Below are 19,775 nucleotides of genomic sequence, written 5' to 3' on the forward strand. Positions count from 1 at the left end.
AAAACGAAAAGAACTTCTTAGTAAGAAGTCCAAATAAACATAATTAAAGGAGGAGTTTTTATGAAGGTATTAAAAAACTGCAGATTTATCCCTGAATTGGTGGAAGGTTATGAGGGAACTTCCGGAGATATCCTGGTAGAAGACGGCCGGATCCTGGAAGTGACCGAAGGAAAGGACGCTTATCCAGAAGACGCGGAAGTGTACGATATGGGCGGAAAGTATGCGCTGCCGGGATTCTTTGACATGCATATTCACCTTTCCCTGTCTGGCGGAGACACTTTGATCGATAACGCGAAAAGCCCGGTACAGCAGACACTGGATGCGGTGAAATTTGCTCAGGACAGCTTATACGCCGGATTTACCACCATCCGTGATGTGGGAAGCTGCTACAATGTGGCAGTAGATCTGCGGAACGCGATCAATGACGGAAAGATTACAGGTCCTAACATTATTGCTTGCGGAAAGATCATTACGCCTACAGAGAGCGGAAATGAGTTCTTTGCGGATATGTATGAAGAAGCAGATGGACCGGAAGAAATCTTAAAAGCAGTCCGCAATGAGATGAAAAAAGGCGCGGATTTCATTAAGATCATGGGAACCGGAGCCGTTATGAATCCAGGCGGAGAACCGGGACAGCCGATTTATACTCTTGACGAGCTGAAAGCAGTAGTAGAAGCCGCAAAATTCAAAGATACTTATGTAGCGACTCACTGTCATGGAACACAGGCTATCAAGAACTCCATCATCGCGGGAGTACACACCATTGAGCATGCTTCCGTTCTTGACGATGAGGCAATTGAAATGCTGAAAGGGAACGAGGATACCTTTATCATTCCAACACTGAACGTTATTTACGGACTGGTGGACAGCGTACCGGAGTCTTCCACCTTTATGATGGCAAAAGCAAAATGGGTAATGGAACGTATTAAAATAGGAATCCGCAAAGCATACGATGCAGGTCTCCTTCTTGGATTTGGTACCGACCAGGGAGCAACACCTCTCAGACATGGAAAGAACGGCGCGGAGTTCGTGCTGAGAAAAGAATTCTGGGATATGAAAGAAATTGATATCCTGAAACAGGCTACCATCAACAACGCGATCATCGCTGGCTGCGATAAAGATTACGGTACGATCAAAGCTGGTAAAGTAGCGGATATCGTAGGAATCGACGGAAATCCGATCGAGGATATCTCAAGATGTCGTGATAACGTAGAAGTTGTTGTAAAGAGCGGCGAGTTAGTAAAAGGAAAGTAAAATTTGTAAAGTCTGTTTTAAAGGGTTTGACGTATGACGTCAAACCCTTTATAGTTGAATTCGGACTTTAAAGAGACGGAAGAAAATAAAGTTTTAAGACGAATTTTGATAAGATTTAAAACAAACAGTTGACAAGAAATTAAAAGTAGGATATAATGAAATCTGCTGTGAAGAAGATTCGCGGTGAATGTGGGCGTAGCTCAGCTGGATAGAGCGTTTGGCTACGGACCAAAAGGTCGGGGGTTCGAATCCTCTCGCCCACGTTACATTCAAAAGCATCCTGCGGTAGCAGGATGCTTTTTTGTGATTCTTAAAGAAGAAACCGGTATTTTATAAATAAAAAGGAGGGAATAAAATGGCAAAATATGTGATGGCGCTGGATGCCGGGACCACCAGTAACCGCTGTATCCTGTTTAATGAAAAGGGAGAGATCTGCAGTGTGGCCCAGAAGGAATTTACCCAATATTTTCCACATCCTGGATGGGTAGAGCATGATGCGGACGAGATCTGGTCCTGTCAGCTTGGCGTGGCGGTAGAGGCTATGAGCAAGATCGGCGCGGAGGCGAAAGATATTGCGGCGATCGGGATCACCAATCAAAGAGAAACGGTGGTCGTGTGGGATAAAACCACTGGAGAGCCGGTGTATCACGCGATCGTCTGGCAGTGCAGAAGAACGGCCAAGTACTGTGACAAGCTGAAGGAAGAAGGATGGACAGAGACTTTCCGCCAGAAAACGGGACTGATCATAGATGCCTATTTCTCAGCCACTAAGATCCGCTGGATCCTGGAACACGTGGATGGGGCAAGAGAAAAAGCGCAGAAGGGAGAGCTTCTCTTTGGAACGGTGGAAACCTGGCTGATCTGGAAGCTGACAAAAGGCAGGGTCCATGTGACGGATTATTCCAATGCCTCACGGACCATGCTGTTTAATATCAATACCTTAGAATGGGATCAGGAGATTCTGGATGTTATAGAGATCCCTGCTTCGATGCTTCCGGAAGTAAAGCCTTCCAGCTGCGTTTACGGGGAGGCGGACGCCGCTTTCTTCGGCGGGCCTATTCCCATTGGAGGAGCCGCGGGAGATCAGCAGTCCGCACTCTTTGGCCAGACTTGCTTTATGCCGGGAGAAGCGAAAAATACGTATGGTACGGGCTGTTTCCTTCTGATGAATACCGGAGAGAAGCCGGTGTTTTCCCAGCACGGTCTGGTAACCACGATCGCGTGGGGTGTAGACGGACAAGTGACGTACGCGCTGGAAGGTTCGATCTTTGTGGCGGGAGCGGCAATCCAATGGCTGCGGGATGAACTGCGGCTGATTGATTCTTCGGAAGATTCAGAATATATGGCACAGAAAGTAGAAGACAGCGGGGGATGTTATGTGGTGCCTGCATTTACAGGTTTGGGCGCGCCATACTGGGATCAGTATGCGAGAGGGACTATTGTAGGCCTGACCAGAGGGGTGAATAAATACCACATTATTCGAGCAACTCTGGAATCTCTTGCTTATCAGGTAAATGATGTTCTAAAAGCCATGGAGGCAGATTCGGGGATTTCTTTAAGCGCGCTGAAAGTAGACGGAGGCGCAAGCGCCAATAATTTCCTGATGCAGACCCAGGCAGATCTTATCAACGCGCCGGTGGAGCGGCCTTCCTGTATCGAGACTACGGCTATGGGGGCGGCATATCTGGCCGGCTTGGCGGTTGGATATTGGAAGAATAAAGAAGATGTGATCCAAAACTGGTCCATTGACCGGGTGTTTGAGCCCAGGATACCGGAAGAGAAAAGAAAGAAGATGTTAAAAGGCTGGAAGAAAGCGGTAAAGTATGCTTTCGACTGGGCGAAAGAAGAGGACTAGAATGATGTATGATATTTTGATCATCGGAGCGGGAGTCTCTGGATGCGGAGCGGCCAGAGAACTGGCAAGGTATCAGGCGAAAATATGCGTGCTGGAGCGAGAAGAGGATGTCTGCGAAGGAACTTCAAAGGCAAACAGCGGAATCATCCATGCGGGGTTTGACGCAAAGCCAGGTTCCCTGAAAGCAAAGATGAATGTGCGCGGAAATCAGATGATGGATCAGGCGGCAGAAGAATTGGAGATTCCTTTCGTAAGGAATGGTTCTCTGGTGGTTTGTACAGATTCAGCCAGGGAAAAAGAATTGGAACGTCTTATGGAAAGTGGCAGAAAGAATGGAGTTCCAGGACTGCGGATCCTCAAAAAAGAAGAGCTGCGTCAACTGGAACCCAATATTTCAGAAAGGGCATGGGCGGCTCTTTATGCGCCTACAGGAGGAATCGTCTGTCCTTTTGAATTGAATCTGGCGCTGGCTGAAAATGCCTGTGAGAACGGCGTGGAATTCCGGTTTAGACAGGAAGTGACGGAAATAGTAAGAGAGAGGGACAACTATGCTGTCAAGACCAAGTCGGGGGAAAGCTATAAAGGAAAGATTGTGATCAATGCGGCGGGAGTGTATGCGGATCAGATCCATAATCTGGTCTGTGGAGAAAAGATGGAGATCATCCCAAGAAAAGGGGAATACATGCTTCTTGACAAAACGGCGGGCGAACATGTCTCTCGAACTATCTTTACCCTGCCAGGCCCGTATGGAAAAGGAGTGCTTGTAACGCCGACGGTACATGGGAATCTTCTTGTAGGCCCGACAGCGGAGGATATCCGGGACAAGGAGGGGGTTAATACCACAAGAGAAGGTTTGGAGAAGGTTCAAGAGAAATGCCGGGAGGCGGTCCGGGATATTCCGCTGAAGCAGGTGATCACTTCTTTTGCGGGGCTTCGCGCTCACGAGCCGGGAGACGATTTTGTGATACAGGAGTCAGAAGATGGATTTTTCGACTGTGGAGGTATTGAATCCCCAGGTCTTACGTCTTGCCTTGCGATCGGAGAACTGCTGGGAGAAATGGTGAGCAGGAAACTTTGCCTTCCCCGTAAGGACGAGTTCCATCCATTCCGCAAAGGGATCATAAGGCCAGAGGAGCTGTCTTTGGAAGATAGGAGCCGGCTGATCCAGGAGAATCCCGCATATGGGAATATTGTGTGCCGGTGCGAGATGATTTCAGAAGGAGAGATATTAGAAGCGATCCACAGGCCTCTCGGCGCAAAGACGATGGATGGTATCAAGCGAAGAGTGCGGGCAGGAATGGGACGCTGCCAGGGAGGTTTTTGCTCGCCAAAAGTAATGGAATTGCTGTCACGGGAGCAAAAGATCGATATGCTGGAAATCCGAAAATCGGGTCCGGATTCCAGAATGTTGGAGGGACGCATCAGAGATGGCATATCAGGAGGGCAAGAAGATGAAGATATATGATGTGGCAGTCATTGGCGGCGGCCCGGCAGGTCTTGCGGCGGCTTTGGCGGCGAAAGGCCAGGGAGCGGAGAAGATTTTGATCCTGGAAAGAGACAGTGTTCTTGGGGGGATCTTAAATCAATGCATCCACAATGGATTTGGCCTGCACACATTTAAAGAAGAGCTGACAGGTCCGGAGTATGCCTGGAGATATATTGAACAGGTGCAGAAAGAAAAAATTCCATACAGACTTGACTCGATGGTAGTGGGAATCCATGTGGAAGAAAAAAGGAAGATCCTTACCGTTATGAGCCGGGAAAGAGGAATGGAGCAGATTGAGGCCAGAGCGCTCATTCTTGCGATGGGCTGCAGAGAAAGACCAAGAGGCGCGCTGAATGTGCCGGGATTTCGGCCGGCCGGTATCTATACGGCGGGAACCGCGCAAAGATTGGTAAATATGGAAGGATATATGCCGGGCCGCCAGATCGTGATTCTAGGATCTGGGGATATCGGTTTGATCATGGCAAGAAGAATGACGTTGGAAGGAGCCAAGGTAAAAGCTGTGGTGGAGATTCTTCCAAAGTCAGGCGGTCTTCAGAGGAATATCGTCCAATGTCTGGAGGATTATGGGATTCCATTGAAATTAAATCACACGGTAGTGGATATTTTTGGAAAAGAGCATATCGAGGGTGTTACCCTTGCTCAAGTAGATGAACGGAAAATTCCGATTCCTGGGACGGAAGAATTCTATGCCTGTGATACACTGCTTCTTTCTGTGGGGCTGATACCGGAAAATGAGCTGACGAAAGAGGCGGGGGCGGAGATGGACGAAAAAACGGGCGGACCGGTGGTGGATGAACGTCTGGAAACAACAGTCCCCGGAATGTTTGCCTGTGGAAATGTGCTGCATGTCCATGATCTTGTGGATCATGTTTCACAAGAGGCAGAAAAAGCCGGCCGCTGCGCGGCCATGTATCTGGAAGAAATTGAACAGAGAATTCTTTCAAAATAAGGAGGCGTCAGGAAGATGGAAAAAATACAGATGACTTGTATTATCTGTCCTAACGGCTGTCAAATGACGGTTGAAGCTGAGGATGGAGAAGTCATGGACGTGGAGGGAAACCGATGTATGCGGGGATATATCTACGCTCAGAAAGAGATTACGGATCCCACACGGACAGTGACCACGACCCTGGAAGTAGAAGGAGGCATACTTCCAAGAGTATCTGTCAAAACGGCGGGAGAGATTCCTAAAGAAAAGATCATGGACTGTATGGAACAGATTAAAAATCTGAAAGTCCAAGCGCCGGTGCGGATTGGAGATATATTGCTGACAAATGTGGCGGACACCGGAACAAATCTTGTGGCAACGGTGAATGTGCCTAAGAAATAGCGAAAAATATGGACATTTTAAGTAAAATATACTAAAATATTGGTATTGACGCAAACTTGAAAGAAGGAAGGGGACTCTTTGCTATGAAAAGAAACGTGATTGTCGGACAATCCGGAGGTCCGACGGCAGCCATTAATTCAAGTCTGGCCGGCGTATATCGTACGGCGAAAGACAGAGGAGCGAAAAAAGTATATGGAATGCTCCATGGGATCCAGGGACTGCTGGAAGAGAAATACATTGATCTGGCAGATCATATCCAAACAGAATTGGATGCGGAGCTTCTGAAGCGGACGCCTGCCGCATTCCTTGGTTCCTGCCGGTATAAACTGCCGGAGATCCATGAAGACAGAGCGGTCTATGATAAGATTTTCGCGATCTTGGATAAACTGGATATCGAAGCGTTTATCTATATCGGCGGAAACGACTCCATGGACACCATCAAGAAGCTTTCCGATTACGCGATCATTACCGGGCATCCCACCCGGTTTGTGGGCTGTCCGAAGACGATCGATAACGACCTTGCCCTGACCGATCATACGCCGGGATACGGAAGCGCGGCAAAATATATCGGTACCTCAATGAAGGAGATCATCCGGGATGGATTCTGCCTGGAATATGAAAAAGGCATTGTGACGATCGTAGAGATCATGGGGCGCAACGCCGGATGGCTGACGGGCGCGACGGCCCTGTCTGAAGGGGAAGACTGTGAAGGGCCAGATCTGATCTATCTGCCGGAAGTTACTTTTGATCTGAAGAAATTTGGTGAAAAAGTGAAAAAGCTTTTGGAGATCAAGCCCTCCATTGTAGTCGCTGTATCAGAAGGAATCCGTACAGCAGACGGCAACTATGTATGCGAACTGGGAAACAGCATCGATTTTGTAGATGCTTTTGGCCATAAACAATTGTCAGGTACTGCTTCTTATCTGGCCAGCTATATTGCCGGCGAGATCGGCTGTAAGACCCGCGCCATCGAGCTGAGTACCTTACAGCGTTCCGCCTCCCACGCGGCGTCCAGAGTAGATATCCTGGAAGCTTATCAGGTAGGCGGCGCGGCGGTAAAGGCCGCGGATGAAGGAGATTCCGGAAAGATGGTAGTACTCCAGAGACTTTCTGACGACCCCTATCAGTGCGGAACAGAGGTAAAGGATGTGCATAAGATCGCAAACGATGAGAAACTTGTGCCAAGAGAGTGGGTCAACAAAGAAGGAACCTATGTGACCAGCGAATTTATCTCTTATGTAAGACCGCTGATCCAGGGAGACGTATCACCAGTCATGGTAGATGGAATCCCAAGGCATCTATACACTCCGAAAGAGTTAAGCCACAGATAAATGTGATGAGCAGTCCGGTCCGCGCTTTTTGCGGGACTGAACTGCTCTTTTTCTTTTGGCAAGGCAATCAGGGAATCATCTTGCTGAAATTTATTGAAAGAAGGGGCTTGCTTTTTAGAGCAAAATCCAGTAATATAAATATCACTCTATCAGATCTGAACCTTCAAAAATTTCTTAAAAACATCTAAAGATTTTCCATTTTTCCTTTTTTAAAATGAATGTGAGGTGTTGCCGATGGCGGAAAAAGGAGAGTATGACGTATTGCGTCTGATTCAGCATAACCAGGTCTGTTATATCAGTTCTGGATGTATCCGGGGCGCTCCTATGATAAATTGGCTGAAATATCATCAGGGTATGCCAAAAGAGGAATTCATGCGGATCATCCGCCTTCTTGCAAAGCAGCTGGATAATATCCATAAGTGCAGAAAAAAGAAATATTATCAGTATGTAAATCCATACAGTGTCATTATGGGAGAAGATGGAAACGTATATTTCCTCGATCTGAGTGTGTCGTCCAATGAAGAAACTCTGCAGAAAATGCGGCGGCGAATCGTCCGGGAATATTTTCTCCCTCCGGAGGCGCCTTACTATCAGGAAGCCAGTGTTGAACTTGATATTTATGGTTTTGGCAGGACTTTACAATATCTATTGTCAGAAACGGAACTGGAACCAAAGCTTAACAGAAGCGAAGAGAGAAAGTTTAAGAAGATCATATCAAGATGTCTGGGAAGGCAGTCTAAACAAGCATTTCAATCAATTTCAGAGATTCAAAAATATTTTCCAGAATCGAAAACAGAAAAACCCAAAACATCACAGAGAAAACGGAAAGCGGCGCTCATCGGAGGGGCAGCGGCCATAGCTTTTATCATCCTGTCTGGATTTTTAAAAAGCTGTCAGAGCGGGAAAAGTGATACGGCGGTACAGGAAAAGGAATACCAGGAAACAGTCAAGGAAGCTGAGGAGACAGAAACAATTTGCATGGAGATGGGATTACTCTGCCTTACAAAGCTTAAAGACTACGAAAGAGGGAGCGCTTATTTCCAGAGAGCAAAAGGAGCGCTTCTGGCGGGGGAAATGGAGTTGCTGTGTCAGGCTTTGCAGGGGGAAGAGGTAAAAGGGGAAGAACTCAGGAAGGCTTTAGAAAATATTGAAGACCAGATTCCTGAAAACGAGAAAGAACTCTATTATCAGTGCCTGTTAAAGGGATACCACTATCTGGACAATAGAAAGGATCTGGAAGCCATTTTAAGAATCGGAGAGATCTGCCTGGACACAGGAGAGAAAGAAGAACAGCCGCAGATTTTGGGGATCATGGCAGGCGCCATGGAGAAAAGCGGACAAAACAAAGAAGCGGTCAAGTTGTATGAGCGGCAGATGAAGGTGGAAGAAGGCAAAGAAGAAAGGGAGGAGCTTTATAAAAAGATGGCGGCTCTTATGGTTTCAGACGGGACGGAGGCGGAAGCTTTGAAAAAGCTGGAGGAAGGAATCCGGGAATGTCCGGAGTCAAAGGAACTAAGGATCGAGTATCTTAAGAACCTGCTTCGAATATCAAAAGAAGACCGGGGAATCTGTCTTCAGACGATCAACAGATTCTTAGGAGAGCTTCCGGTCCTTGAACAGGAGGAAGAATTTCAAAAACTGATGCGGGAATATGGAATCAAAACGGAAGGAGGAAACGCATGGTCAGAAGAAGCAGATACCTAATTTTACTCAGTCTGGTATTAGCAATGATCTATCTTCAGCAGGGATCTGTGCTCCAGGCGGAGAACAAAGGTACAGGAAGTCAGAGTGAAGAAGAAACAGATACTGGGGAACAGGAGGCGGGAAATAAAGAGGAAGAAGGAGGACAGGAGCCGGAAGAGGAAGAACCAGAAGAGGAAGGACCAGAAGAGCCGATCTGCAAGTTTGTTGTAAAAGTTCCAGAACCAGATGGAAAGAATGGTTACTACCGCCATAAACCAGAAATACAATTGAGTCACAGAAGCAAAAGGGGAGTGACCAGATACCGGCTGACAGCAGAAGAGATAATCCTTGCCCAAGGCAGTATACAGGAGGAAGGAGAGACAATAACATTTAAGGATTTCCGGGAGGGGCGGAATGACATTTATATCTGGATGGAAGATGAAGAACAGCAAAAAGTAGAAGATTGTGAGGAAAAGATAGAAGTAAATGTAGATACTCAGGGGCCGGAAATTAAAATGAGTACCCCAGGAGGATTTGATCGATGGCATCAGGGCAAAGCAGAACTATATGTGGAAGGAGCAGACTCTGTAAGCGGGGTGGAAGAAGTCTGTTGTACCGCTGGCGGAAAGGAAACAGGCAGATTGAAAGAAAAGCAGGCGGTTTTCACGATCAAAGAAAACTCCGTGTCAGGTCAGGGGGTAAGTGTGACGGCAACAGCAAGAGACTTGGCGGGAAACGAGACGCACAAGACGGAGACCCTCTATATTGATGCGCAAGCTCCAAAGGCTGAGATTACCGGGGCGGCAGAGTATCTGATCACCAGCAAGCCAGTGACGCTGACCTGTACGATAGAGGAAGAGAATGTTTTGGCGCAGATGCAGGAACAAACCGTCTGGGAGAATATAGATGGAAATAAAACGGTCCTGGCTGACGGAAACTGGAGCTCCGATGGAACAAGGCGGATTTTAGAGCGTAAGCTGACGGAAGATGGAATCTACCGGACGCGGCTTTTGGCTAAAGATCAGGCAGGATACGAAACAAAGGCGGGAATCCAGGTCATCCTTGACCAGAAGGACCCCATCATCCGTAAGGTAGACCAGATCCAGGGGAAATATTTAAAGGCATTTGCCTGGGATTATCCGGCTGGAGAGTGGATCCAGGATTTTACGACCTATGCTTATGAGATCCGGCTGGACGGTCGGTTATATCCGGAAGGAAAGGAAGTGACAGAGGAAGGACGGCATACGCTGGAGGTAAATGTAGAAGATGCGGCAGGAAACCGGGCGGAAGCCAGCGCGGGCTTTGTGATTGATCATACAGCCCCCGAAATTGAGTTTCTTAATGTGGAAGATGGGAAGAAATACGAAGAAAAGATTACATTCCAGGTGCGTACAGAGAAAAGCGAAGATCAGATCCATAAAATCTGGATCAATGGGAAAGAGCAGGAGATTACGCGGGGAAAGGGAGTCTATGAGTATACGGCTGAAGAATACGGTAATTGTGAAGTCCGGGTGGAAGCTAGGGACCGGGCGGGGAATCTGGCAGAAGAAAGCATTTTGTTCCAGATTGTGGAAAAGAAAAATTTATTTCAGAAATTGGCGGAGCCGGTGGCACGGAAGCTGGGATTAAGCAGGGAGACGCCGAATGTAGAAAAAGGAAAAGAAGAAGCGAGGAACAAAACACCATGGATTATGGGAGGAGCAGCGGGTATTATGGCTGCAGTGGGAAGTGCGGGATTTCTGATCTGGAGGAAAAGAAAAGGGAAGTAGCAAGGGGAAATACTCCATAAAAGGGAGGATGCCAGGTGACCGGTTGCCCGATCCCTGGCATGTATTATGAAAAAGTTTATTCAAAATAGTAGTTTACTACTAGTCAATGGTCTGTTTCTCTTTCGATGGTTATAGTATACGAAAGAGCTGTGAAGAAAGAATGTTAAAGTAGTAAAAGAATTTTGAAAATAAGATGAACAAATTATGAACACCGCAAATCCTTTCTCAGACCCTCCCAGATGGGAGTATCCCAAAGTTTGTGTAAACCTTCAAACTGATGTAAGATAGACTTACCAGTTTGGAGGTTTATTTTATGGCAAGGAAAAAGGATACCCCACAAAAAGCAGCCCTTCGAGAAATGATGGGCAACTACATGAAAGAAAACAATGTTAAAGTCAAAGATGGGACAGATGTTAACTCTATCATGCGGGACATGATGTCCATCATTCTGGAAGGTGTTCTGGACCAGGAGATGGACGAGGACTTAGGTTATTCTAAGTATGATTATCGTAACAAGGAAACGGATAATTCCAGAAATGGACATTCTCAGAAAACAATGCATACCAGCTATGGAGACATGGAAATCGACATCCCCAGGGACAGGAAAGGCGAGTTTGAACCGCAGATTGTCAAGAAATACCAGAATACTGTCACTCAGGACATGGAGGAAAAGATCATCTCTATGTATGCCAAAGGAATGACCACGAATGATATTGAAAGCCATATGCGTGAACTATACGACATCGAAATCTCTGACAGCACCATCAGCCGAATCACTGATAAGATCCTTCCCATTGTGAAAGAATGGCAGGAAAGGCCATTGGAAGAGATTTATGCCGTGGTTTTCATGGACGCCATCCATTACCATGTGCGCAATGAAGGCCGGATTGTAAAACGTGCGGTTTATATCGCCATTGGGATTGACATGGAAGGACATAAAGACGTGCTTGGCATGTATGTGGGCCAAAACGAAAGCGCGAAATTCTGGCTTTCCATTTTGAACGGGCTAAGGAACCGCGGGGTAGAAGATATCCTGATTGCATGTGTGGATGGGCTGACAGGATTTCCTCAGGCAATTGAGGCGGTATTTCCCCAGACAGAAATCCAGCAATGCATCATTCATCAGATTCGGAATACAACGAAGTTCGTTTCCTATAAGGAACTCAAGCCCCTGATGGCTGATCTGAAACGTGTATATGCGGCTCCAACAGAAGAAATCGCATTAGCAGAGCTGGACAGCTTTGATGACAAATGGAGCGGAAAATACCCGAAAATAGCGAAATCCTGGAAAGATAACTGGGTGAATCTTTCGACTTATTTTAAGTACCCGGAAGCGGTCCGCTGTCTGATCTATACTACCAATGCAATTGAGGGATTTAATCGCCAGCTCCGGAAAGTCACAAAATCCAAGACAGTGTTTCCTTCCGATGAGAGCCTTTTAAAAATGCTGTATTTGGCCATGATGGATATCACGAAAAAATGGACAGGCCACCGACAGGATTGGGGACAGATCCATTCGCAGCTGGAGATATTTTTTGAAGAACGATTATCTGGATTATAAGCCGTTTCTGTGGTCAAGCAGGGCTGGCCAAGCCAGCTCTGCTTGACATGTCTGGAAACTGCATTATAATACAAGCAGGGGCAGGACCTCAAAAAATCGGCTCTGCCCAAAGTAACTAATAACATATCTTATATCAGTTTTTTTAGTTTACACAAAACTTGAAACGGTCTCTCCCAGATATTATGTCTTTTTATTTCCGGTACGCGAAGACCGGAACACCGTCTTTGGTAGGAAGTTCCACATGCCCCTGGATAAGAGGTCTCGCGTATTCAATGAACGCATCGCTGATATCGGAACCGTCTTTTGTGATCCACTCTGAAGGAACTGGTTTTTCTTCATTACAGATCAGGTTTACGTCTGCGGTTCCGTAGGATAATTCATAAGGAAGACTGCGGCCCCGGACAAAGGTGATCATCTTGCCGGTTTCTCCTGCAAGGGCTGCCTGGACGCCATAGATTCCGGCGTTTATTGCCTCTGTTAAGTCTACGCTGGAAAGATGAGCGCTGGAGCAGCGCTGACATACGTTCAGCTCAATAGAACGCACTTTCACACCCAGCTTTGCTTTGACCAGGTTTTCAAGATATTTGCCGGAGCCGGTGAGCATTTTATGCCCAAAGTTATCGGTACCAACTTCGCTGGCGTATTCACAGATAAATGTACCTTTTCCATCGTTGATTCCTTCTGAAATACATACCACCAGATTGGAAGTGGTCTTCAGATTTTCCTTTACTTTTTCAATAAACGCATCCTGATCAAACGCAACTTCAGGCAGATAGATCAGAACCGGGTTGTCTCCATCAAACTTGCGGGCAAGAGCACTGGCGGCGGTCAGCCATCCGGCATGGCGTCCCATGATCTCGACGATGGTTACGGATGGTTTGTTGTCATAAACGGCGGCGTCTGCCGCGATTTCACGGACTACAGAAGCTACGTACTTGGCAGCGCTTCCGTATCCCGGCGTGTGATCGGTATGTACCAGGTCGTTATCGATGGTCTTGGGGACTCCGATGAAGCGGATATCGCTTCCGATTCCTGCCGCATAGCGGGAGAGTTTGCTGACGGTGTCCATAGAATCGTTTCCACCAATATAGAAGAAATAACCGATCTCTTTTTCATCAAGCTTTTGGAACAGCTTGGGGTAAACAGGATCAGACAGGTCCTCCGGCAGTTTATACCGGCAGGAGCCAAGGTAAGCGCCCGGAGTAGTGCGTACAAATTCTAATTCTCCGCTTTCGGCCAGCGGTTCCATTTCCATAAAGCGGTCTGCCAGAAATCCCTCGATTCCATTTACCATGCCATATACGTGGCCGATTGCCTCTGATTGCCGAAGTCCCTCAGAGACAACTCCGTAAAGACTGCCATTGATGACGGCGGTGGGACCTCCAGACTGTCCGACGATGATGTTTTTCTTCATAAATAATCCCTCCAATCTTAATCTCGCATATACATCTACTATATCGAAAAATTACGATTTTTACAATGTAATACGGTATATCTTTTTGAAATTTGTTGGAAAATAATGTAGAATGACTTATACTGAAAGGAAGAAATAGAGGAGGATACCTGTCAATGAAATATATATCATTCGCAATTCCATGTTATAATTCAGAAGCTTATATGGCACACGCGATCGAAAGTATTCTTCCGGGAGGAGAAGACGTAGAGATCATTATTGTAAATGACGGCTCTAAAGATGGTACTTCCAGGGTCGCTCATGAGTATATGGAAAAATATCCTGATATCATCCGAGTAGTAGATAAAGAAAACGGTGGTCATGGAGATGCGGTCAATCATGGGCTTGTCAACGCCACAGGGAAATATTTTAAAGTAGTAGATAGCGACGACTGGGTTGACGAAGAGGCGCTTGGCAAGATCCTGGATTTTTTGAAGCAGCTGGAGGAAGAGGGAAAAGAGATCGACATGCTGGTTTCCAACTATGTTTACGAGAAAGTAGGAGCTTCCCGCAAGAAATGCATCCATTACCGCAATGTGCTTCCGCAGGATACGATCTTCCGATGGGAGGATATTGGACGGTTCCACTTGGACCAGTATATTCTTATGCATTCTGTTATCTACCGGACAGACATGCTGAAGCTAAGTCAGATGAAACTGCCTAAACATACTTTTTATGTAGATAATATCTATGTCTATTATCCGCTTCCCTGCGTACGCAAGATTTATTATCTGGATGTAGACTTTTACCGGTACTTTATCGGAAGGGAGGATCAGTCGGTCAATGAGAAAGTGATGATCGCAAGAGTAGATCAGCAGATTTTTGTCACTATGAGTATGATCGATATGTATCAATTAAAAGATATTCCATGTAAAAAGCTGAGACAGTACATGATCAATTATCTCGCGATCATGATGACCGTTTCCTCGATTCTGCTGATCCGGTCCAAAAATCCGGAGAATCTGGAAAAGAAAAAGGCTTTGTGGCGCTATCTGAAGAAAAAAGATTTTAAGACATTTTTAAAGATCCGCTATGGTATTCTGGGACAGACTATGAATATTCCGGGAAAATCAGGAAGAAAGATATCCTCTCTCGCATACAGCGTTGCCAGGCGGATCATAGGGTTTAACTAATTTTATTTTACAGGAATAAACAGTCAGCCATGGAACATACTACTAATAAAAACAGATAGGAGTGTGTGACATGGCTGTTGATTTTAAAGAAAGCAAAACCAGAGAAAATTTAATGCGCGCGTTTGCCGGAGAAAGTCAGGCGAGAAACAGATATACCATCGCGGCGGAAACGGCGGGAGAACAGGGCTTTTTTGCGGTAAGCCAGATTTTTTTATTTACAGCGGATCAGGAACGGGCTCATGCGAAACGATTCTATGACCTGCTGAAAAACCTGTCGGGAACGTCGGTAGAAATCAATGGGAGTTACCCGGTAGATCATTTCGACGGAGTCGCGGATCTCCTAAAGGCGGCGGAGCACAATGAGAGGGAAGAGGCAGAGGATGTTTATCAAGCTTTTGGGGAGACGGCAAGGGAGGAAGGATTTCTGGAGGTATCCTCGTCTTTTATCCAGATTGCCAGGATTGAAGCAATCCACGCGAAACGCTTCGGGAAACTGGCGGATCTTTTGGAAGCCAATCAATATTTCGAGAGTCATAAGGAACAGGCATGGATGTGTCTGAACTGCGGTCATATCTATCACGGAAAGATGGCGCCTCAGGTATGCCCGGTATGCCGACATGCCAGAGGGTATTTTATCCCGGCCAGCCTTGCTCCGTATCTGGAATGTGAGTTTATGGAGAAATAGCGAGGTGGAATATGGAAGGGCAGAAAACGGAGAATTTGTTGAATCTTGCGCTGGATGCGACTTGGGAAGAAAGGGATAAGTCTCTTGAATTAGACGTGGGATATCATCCGGTGGAACGGGAATGGGACTTGATCATCAAATATTCAGGAAGTCTTGACCGTGTAAGGGAGATCGCGGTAAGGACGACAGAACTTATGAATGAATACGCGGTCGTTACAGTGGCTGAATCCAAGATTCAGGAGCTGGCGGCTCTGACAGAAGTGGAATATATTGAGAAACCGAAAAGACTCTATTTCCAGATAGAGGAAGGAAAGCGGGTGTCTTGTATCAATGAGGTACAGGACGTCCATTTTTCTTTGTTTGGACAGGGCGTGCTAATAGCTGTCATTGATTCAGGGATTGATTATACTCTTCAGAATTTTCGCAAAGCTGATGGAACGACCAGAATCCGAAGCCTATGGGATCAGTCTTTGAATACCAAAGAGGGCAGTCCGCCGAAAGGCTATGAATATGGAAGAGAGTACACAAAGGAGGAAATAGACAGGGCTTTGAAGGCGGAAGAAAAAGAAGGATTTGAGGCGGTGCCGTCTGTGGATCGGTCTGGTCATGGGACCGCGGTGGCAGGAATCGCGGCTGGAGTAGCCAAGGAAAGTGAGCTTTTGGTGGTTAAGCTTGGAAGCCCATCGCCGGAAGGCTTCCCAAGGACAACGGAATTGATGACAGGAATCGATTTTGTGATCCGCAAAGCGCTGGAATATCAGATGCCGGTGGTGGTGAATATCAGTTTTGGAAATACCTATGGGCCCCACAATGGAACTTCTCTGCTGGAGCGTTTCATTGATGATATATCGAATATCTGGAAAAGCAGCATCTGCATCGGGGCAGGGAACGAGGCGGCCAGCGCGGGACACACGTCTGGAACGCTTTTGGAGGATCAGGAAGAAGTAGTCGAACTTGCGGTACAGAGGAATCAGCCCTCGTTGAATATCCAAATCTGGAAGGCATATACAGACGTGGCAGATATTGCCCTTATCTCCCCGTCCGGTATCAGGATCGGGCCGATCCAGGAGGTTCTTGGACCTCAGCGTTTCACGGCCGGGGAGACGGAAATCCTCTTATATTACGGAGAACCAAGCCCCTATAGCACTGCTCAGGAAATTTTTATCGATTTTCTCCCGGCAGAAGACTATGTTGATCCAGGGGTATGGAAGATCGTATTGTCTCCCAGGAAGATCGTTTCAGGGGAATATGAGATGTGGCTTCCCAGTGAAGAGGCGCTGAACCAAGGAACCGGATTTTTATTTCCCCAAGAGGGAAGGACGATCACAATTCCGGCAACGGCCGGCCGCGCGGTTTCTGTGGGCGCGTACAACGCCCGGACACTGGTCTACGCCGATTTTTCAGGCCGCGGGTATGTGCGGGAGGGGATAGCGGTAAAACCAGACTTGGCGGCGCCTGGGGTAAATATTTCCGCGCCGGCGGCGGAAGGGGGAATGGCTGAATTTACCGGAACTTCTTTTGCGGTACCCTTTGTGGCCGGGGGAGCGGCGCTTCTTATGGAATGGGGGATCGTCAGGGGGAATGATCCTTATCTGTACGGCGAGAAGATCAAAGCCTATCTGCGCCGCGGGGCGAAACCTTTGCCTGGGTTTACAAATTATCCAAATCCTCAGGTGGGATATGGAGCTCTGTGTGTAAGAAATAGTCTGCCAATATAATAAATAATGTTATTTTGTTAAATGTTTTCAAAAAATGTATAAAAACTATAGAAAATGAAAAAAGATTGTGCAAATCGCATACTCATGTTCCTGCTTTGTTGAAATGTTACAAGAGAAAGTTATAATGAACACCAATTAAAGGAATTTCATACAAGGAGGGACAAAATTATGACAGAACAGAAGAAAAAGTATTCGATCAAAGAGGATTTCTCAATGGTAGCATTGCTGACAATCCCGATCTGTGTAGCAGTCAATATTGTCGGAGATCAGATTGTACGACTGCTGCAGCTTCCTATCTTTTTGGATGTGATCGGAACAGTCCTTATTGCTATGCTTTCAGGGCCATGGACAGCCGCTGTAACAGGTATCCTTACCAACTTATGTATGGGGATTACAAGCAGTCCGACACTGATTCCATTTGCAATCACTTCTGCTGCAGTTGGGCTTGTGGCTGGAGCGTTTGCCAGAAAGAAGTGGTTTACCACACAGAAATGGAAACTTGTGGTTATTGTAGTAGCCCTGATTCTGGCAACGATCTGTACCGCATCTCCAATCACCATCTTTGGATTTGGCGGTGTGTCGGGAAATGGGGGACAGTCTGTGGCTATTGCAAGTTTGATGGCAGCGGGGACGAATATTGTTACGGCGGTAATCGGAACGGATTTTTGGGTAAATCTTGTGGATCGGTCACTTTCAATTCTTGTTTCGTTTGCTGTGATCAAAGTAATTCCAGATCGCACGTTGATCAAATATAGCCTGGGAACGAACTACACAAAGAAAAAAGCAGAATAGACCAGTTGTCAAAAGAGGCTTCGCCGGCTGGTGCGAAAGCCTCTTTTGTACGGTGGGAAAATGGAGGACTTATGTATCGCGAAGAACTAATGAAGCAAAAGAAAAATAAAGTAGCCGGGTTGTATCCCATATGTAAGATAGAATTATTGGGACTATATATCATACTGATCATACTGGCGAATATTATTCAGATTAAAAGCCTGCCTATTCTACTGGTTCCGCTGTCCTTTTGCATTCCTCTGATATTTGCGGTCAGCGGGCAGATAAAAGATTTTTTTTCATTTATTAGAGGTCTTGGCTTTTTAGCATGTTTTGTGTTTCTAGTCCAGACATTTTTGATCAAGGGAAGCGAACCAGTGCTTTTGTGGCAGTGGGGAATTCTTCACATTTATCAAGATGGTTTGGCGAAAGGGATGACATTAGCGTTTAATATTTTGAATGTAGCAGGGATTTTTTTCTGGTTGTTTAAGACTTCAAGCTATCAGGAAATTACCCACGCAATGGAGCAAAGCGGGTTAAATCATAAAGCGGCGTATATCTTTCTTTCCACTTTTAAGATGACAGATGTGATGCGGATGAATGTCTATACCATTATGGATGCGCAGAGGGCAAGAGGAGTAGAGACAGAAGGAAATGTTTTTGTAAGGGCAAAAGCGTTTGTTCCGATCATTATTCCGTTGGTAGTAAATGCCATGCTGGAGGTAGGAGAACGCGCGCTGACGCTGGAATCTAAAGCGTTTTCTGTACAATGCGAGAAAACGATCATGATTCCAGCCACTCGAAACGGATATGAAAAAATCGCGTTGACTATTTCCGTAATTATTGTACTTTGCGCAATAGGAGGAACAGTTATATGGCTGATAAGATAATCGAATTAAAAGATGTGACCTATACATATCCCCTTGTAAAGAAACCAGCAGTGAAAAACATTAATTTAAGCTTGGAAGCGGGTAAACTCTATGGGATCATCGGAGGAAACGGATCGGGAAAAACCACACTGTGCGTGATTGTATGTGGGTTTGCTACGAAATTCGAGAAAGGGGAATTGAAAGGAGAGGTCCTGATCAAGGGAAAGGATATCGATTCTTATGGTCCTGGCGAAGTATCCAGAATGATGGGATATGTGCTGCAGAATCCGTTCAGCCAGATTTCTGGTGTCCGGGAAACGGTCTTGGAAGAGATTGCCTATGGACTAGAAAATCTTGGAGTCAATCCGGAAGAAATGGAAGAAAAAGTGGTAAATATCGCAAGGAAGACGGACATTGAAGGCCTTCTTATGAAAAATCCATTTGAATTGTCCGGCGGTCAGCAGCAGAGAGTGGCCCTTGCCTCTGTGCTGGTGCTGGATCCCGAGATTTTAGTCATTGATGAACCGACTTCTCAGTTAGATCCAGAAGGAACAGAAAGTATCTTTAAGATTATTCGGACTTTAAAAGAAGAGGGAAAGACAATCCTTCTGGTGGAACACAAGATCGATCTTTTGGCAGAATATGCAGATGAAGTGATCGTGCTTGAGGATGGAGAAAATATTGTAAATGGTCCGGTGCATGAAGTGCTTGTGGATAGGAGCCTAGAACAGCATGGCATACAGCTTCCTCAGATCAGCGTGATTTTTGACGAATTGAGGAAAAAAGGGCTTGATTTCGGAAAGATACCAGTTACTTATGAAGAGGCGCGGAAGCTGTTAATAGCCACGTAGAAAGG

The 19,775-nt window shown here is 46.3% G+C and carries 16 protein-coding genes and 1 tRNA gene; 16 read left to right on the plus strand and 1 reads right to left on the minus strand.

Translation table 11 applies throughout. The features are described 5' to 3' along the window. The first annotated feature begins 60 nt into the window (after positions 1–60). The 10 genes from FND36_03340 (at position 61) to FND36_03385 (ending at position 12,290) form a co-directional block, all read left to right on the plus strand. Positions 61–1,254: an amidohydrolase family protein gene (locus FND36_03340; GenBank protein ID QDW73155.1), complete on the plus strand. Its 1,194-nt coding sequence runs from the start codon at positions 61–63 to the stop codon at positions 1,252–1,254. Positions 1,255–1,443: 189 nt separating this feature from the next. Further along, positions 1,444–1,517 (plus strand) — tRNA-Arg (locus FND36_03345). A gap of 92 nt (positions 1,518–1,609) precedes the next feature. After that, positions 1,610–3,109 carry a glycerol kinase GlpK gene (gene glpK / locus FND36_03350; protein QDW73156.1) on the plus strand — a complete coding sequence of 500 codons (1,500 nt, stop codon included), beginning with the start codon at positions 1,610–1,612 and terminating at the stop codon, positions 3,107–3,109. A gap of 4 nt (positions 3,110–3,113) precedes the next feature. Further along, positions 3,114–4,574, plus strand: a complete 1,461-nt coding sequence (locus FND36_03355) for an NAD(P)/FAD-dependent oxidoreductase (GenBank protein ID QDW75525.1) — start codon at positions 3,114–3,116, stop codon at positions 4,572–4,574. After that, entirely contained in the window at positions 4,561–5,565 is a 1,005-nt protein-coding gene (locus FND36_03360; GenBank protein QDW73157.1) for an FAD-binding protein, read from the plus strand. Before FND36_03355 ends, FND36_03360 begins: the two co-directional genes overlap by 14 nt. 15 nt (positions 5,566–5,580) lie before the next feature. Continuing rightward, complete coding sequence (locus FND36_03365) at positions 5,581–5,946, plus strand: DUF1667 domain-containing protein (GenBank protein ID QDW73158.1); 366 nt, start codon at positions 5,581–5,583, stop codon at positions 5,944–5,946. Positions 5,947–6,029: 83 nt separating this feature from the next. Then, positions 6,030–7,277 carry a 6-phosphofructokinase gene (locus FND36_03370; GenBank protein ID QDW73159.1) on the plus strand — a complete coding sequence of 416 codons (1,248 nt, stop codon included), beginning with the start codon at positions 6,030–6,032 and terminating at the stop codon, positions 7,275–7,277. 234 nt (positions 7,278–7,511) lie between these two features. After that, positions 7,512–8,981 carry a hypothetical protein gene (locus tag FND36_03375; GenBank protein QDW73160.1) on the plus strand — a complete coding sequence of 490 codons (1,470 nt, stop codon included), beginning with the start codon at positions 7,512–7,514 and terminating at the stop codon, positions 8,979–8,981. Continuing rightward, positions 8,957–10,729 (plus strand): hypothetical protein, encoded by a 1,773-nt coding sequence (locus tag FND36_03380; protein ID QDW73161.1) that lies wholly within the window; start codon positions 8,957–8,959, stop codon positions 10,727–10,729. The genes FND36_03375 and FND36_03380 overlap by 25 nt, the downstream gene beginning before the upstream one ends. Before the next feature lie 313 nt (positions 10,730–11,042). Then, positions 11,043–12,290 (plus strand): IS256 family transposase, encoded by a 1,248-nt coding sequence (locus FND36_03385; GenBank protein ID QDW73162.1) that lies wholly within the window; start codon positions 11,043–11,045, stop codon positions 12,288–12,290. 190 nt (positions 12,291–12,480) lie between these two features. Here the strand turns inward: FND36_03385 and FND36_03390 are convergent, their stop codons facing one another. Then, positions 12,481–13,704, minus strand: coding sequence for a 6-phosphofructokinase (locus FND36_03390; protein ID QDW73163.1), 1,224 nt, complete (start codon positions 13,702–13,704; stop codon positions 12,481–12,483). A 155-nt stretch (positions 13,705–13,859) separates the two neighbouring features. Between FND36_03390 and FND36_03395 the strand changes: the two genes are divergently transcribed. The 6 genes from FND36_03395 (at position 13,860) to FND36_03420 (ending at position 19,770) form a co-directional block, all read left to right on the plus strand. Then, positions 13,860–14,876: a glycosyltransferase gene (locus tag FND36_03395; GenBank protein ID QDW73164.1), complete on the plus strand. Its 1,017-nt coding sequence runs from the start codon at positions 13,860–13,862 to the stop codon at positions 14,874–14,876. 70 nt (positions 14,877–14,946) lie between these two features. Continuing rightward, positions 14,947–15,561: a rubrerythrin family protein gene (locus tag FND36_03400; GenBank protein QDW73165.1), complete on the plus strand. Its 615-nt coding sequence runs from the start codon at positions 14,947–14,949 to the stop codon at positions 15,559–15,561. Positions 15,562–15,572: 11 nt separating this feature from the next. Further along, positions 15,573–17,279, plus strand: coding sequence for a S8 family peptidase (locus tag FND36_03405; protein QDW73166.1), 1,707 nt, complete (start codon positions 15,573–15,575; stop codon positions 17,277–17,279). 168 nt (positions 17,280–17,447) lie between these two features. Then, entirely contained in the window at positions 17,448–18,071 is a 624-nt protein-coding gene (locus FND36_03410; protein QDW73167.1) for an ECF transporter S component, read from the plus strand. 71 nt (positions 18,072–18,142) lie between these two features. Continuing rightward, on the plus strand, positions 18,143–18,940 hold the full coding sequence (locus tag FND36_03415; GenBank protein ID QDW73168.1) for a hypothetical protein: 798 nt from the start codon (positions 18,143–18,145) through the stop codon (positions 18,938–18,940). Continuing rightward, positions 18,925–19,770: an ABC transporter ATP-binding protein gene (locus FND36_03420; protein QDW73169.1), complete on the plus strand. Its 846-nt coding sequence runs from the start codon at positions 18,925–18,927 to the stop codon at positions 19,768–19,770. Before FND36_03415 ends, FND36_03420 begins: the two co-directional genes overlap by 16 nt. Positions 19,771–19,775 lie beyond the last annotated feature (5 nt).

This window comes from Lachnospiraceae bacterium KGMB03038 (assembly GCA_007361935.1).
In the GTDB taxonomy this organism is placed as follows: domain Bacteria; phylum Bacillota; class Clostridia; order Lachnospirales; family Lachnospiraceae; genus Massilistercora.

Bases quoted from the DNA above. Each gene is read 5' to 3' on its own strand.
- FND36_03415 (QDW73168.1), top strand. From the start codon at position 18,143: ATGTATCGCGAAGAACTAATGAAGCAAAAGAAAAATAAAGTAGCCGGG.
- FND36_03375 (QDW73160.1), top strand. From the start codon at position 7,512: ATGGCGGAAAAAGGAGAGTATGACGTATTGCGTCTGATTCAGCATAAC.
- FND36_03410 (QDW73167.1), top strand. From the start codon at position 17,448: ATGACAGAACAGAAGAAAAAGTATTCGATCAAAGAGGATTTCTCAATG.
- FND36_03340 (QDW73155.1), top strand. From the start codon at position 61: ATGAAGGTATTAAAAAACTGCAGATTTATCCCTGAATTGGTGGAAGGT.
- FND36_03355 (QDW75525.1), top strand. From the start codon at position 3,114: ATGTATGATATTTTGATCATCGGAGCGGGAGTCTCTGGATGCGGAGCG.
- FND36_03405 (QDW73166.1), top strand. From the start codon at position 15,573: ATGGAAGGGCAGAAAACGGAGAATTTGTTGAATCTTGCGCTGGATGCG.
- FND36_03365 (QDW73158.1), top strand. From the start codon at position 5,581: ATGGAAAAAATACAGATGACTTGTATTATCTGTCCTAACGGCTGTCAA.
- FND36_03420 (QDW73169.1), top strand. From the start codon at position 18,925: ATGGCTGATAAGATAATCGAATTAAAAGATGTGACCTATACATATCCC.
- FND36_03360 (QDW73157.1), top strand. From the start codon at position 4,561: ATGAAGATATATGATGTGGCAGTCATTGGCGGCGGCCCGGCAGGTCTT.
- glpK (QDW73156.1), top strand. From the start codon at position 1,610: ATGGCAAAATATGTGATGGCGCTGGATGCCGGGACCACCAGTAACCGC.
- FND36_03395 (QDW73164.1), top strand. From the start codon at position 13,860: ATGAAATATATATCATTCGCAATTCCATGTTATAATTCAGAAGCTTAT.
- FND36_03385 (QDW73162.1), top strand. From the start codon at position 11,043: ATGGCAAGGAAAAAGGATACCCCACAAAAAGCAGCCCTTCGAGAAATG.
- FND36_03380 (QDW73161.1), top strand. From the start codon at position 8,957: ATGGTCAGAAGAAGCAGATACCTAATTTTACTCAGTCTGGTATTAGCA.
- FND36_03390 (QDW73163.1), bottom strand. From the start codon at position 13,704: ATGAAGAAAAACATCATCGTCGGACAGTCTGGAGGTCCCACCGCCGTC.
- FND36_03370 (QDW73159.1), top strand. From the start codon at position 6,030: ATGAAAAGAAACGTGATTGTCGGACAATCCGGAGGTCCGACGGCAGCC.
- FND36_03400 (QDW73165.1), top strand. From the start codon at position 14,947: ATGGCTGTTGATTTTAAAGAAAGCAAAACCAGAGAAAATTTAATGCGC.